This window comes from Cellulomonas bogoriensis 69B4 = DSM 16987 (genome assembly GCF_000767165.1).
Lineage (GTDB): Bacteria > Actinomycetota > Actinomycetes > Actinomycetales > Cellulomonadaceae > Actinotalea > Actinotalea bogoriensis.
This window is the reverse complement of sequence record NZ_AXCZ01000349.1, coordinates 1-1080: the sequence shown is the minus strand read 5'-3', so window position 1 is coordinate 1080 and position 1080 is coordinate 1. Positions and strand designations below refer to the sequence as shown.

At 73.6% G+C, this 1080-nt stretch carries 1 protein-coding gene and 1 pseudogene; both read left to right on the top strand.

Annotation, left to right across the window (positions count from 1 at the left end):
* A pseudogene (locus N869_RS18080) lies at positions 1-237 on the top strand (ATP-binding cassette domain-containing protein); the annotation flags it as partial.
* A gap of 5 nt (positions 238-242) precedes the next feature.
* The coding region (locus N869_RS15315) for an ABC transporter permease subunit (RefSeq protein WP_156968602.1) at positions 243-1080 on the top strand (838 nt) is incomplete at its 3' end.

The following is a 1080-nucleotide window of genomic DNA, read 5'->3' as shown; positions in this document are numbered from 1 at the left end:
ACCCAGACCGCAGAGGTCCTGTCGTTGATCGAGAGGGTCCGGGACCGGGGTCACGGCGTGGTGCTCGTGAGCCACAACATGGCGGACGTCCAGGCGGTGGCCGACAGGGTGGTGGTGCTGCGTCGGGGCCGCCTGGCGGGGACGTTCGACGCCGACCGGGTCAGCTACGAGGCCATCATCGAGGCGATCACCGGTGCGCACGGTGGCGCGCTGCCCTCGAGGGGCAGGGGCCGGTGACGGCCGTGCAGGCACCGACGGCGTCGTGGCGCCACGGCGGGCCCCCGCTCGGCTCGTGGCGGCGCGGTGAGCTGGGGTCCCGGCCGGTGATCGGCGGGCTGCTGGTGCTGTGGCTGGTGTTCCAGGCGGTGAACCCGACGTTCCTCGCGCCGGACAACCTGGTGAACCTGTCGATGCAGGTGGTCGCCCTGGGTGTGACCACGTTGGGCGTGGTGCTGGTCCTGGTCGCCGGTGAGATCGACCTGTCGGTGGGGGCCGTCAGCGGGCTGGCGTCGGCGGTGCTGGCGGTGACGTTCGTGCAGCAGGGCTGGCCCTTGTGGCTCGCGGTGGTGGGCGCGGTCGGTGTGGGGTGCGTGGTGGGGCTCGTCCAGGGTGCGTTGACGGTCCGCCTGGGCCTGCCGAGCTTCGTGGTGACGCTGGCGGGGCTCCTGGTGGCGCTCGGGCTGCAGATCCAGGTGCTGGGGACGACGGGCACGGTGAACCTGCCCTACGACTCCTGGCTCGTCCAGCTGGCGCAGCAGACGTTCGTGCCCCAGGTGCTGGCCTTCGCCCTCGTGGCGGTGGTCACGGCGGTGATGGTGGTCAGCGGGCTGGTGGAGCGTGCGCGGCGTGTCGCTGCAGAGCTGGCGGCGGCGACGGTCACGGCGGTGGTGGTGCGGGCGCTCGGGCTGGCGGCGGTCCTGGCGGTGACGGTCTGGTACCTGGGCCTGGACCGTGGTGTGCCGGCCACCTTCGTCCTGCTCCTGCTGCTGGTGCTGGCTGCGGACGTGGTCCTGCGGCGCACCCGGTGGGGCCGGGGCCTGCGGGCGGTGGGCAGCGACGCCGACTCGGCGCGACGGGCCG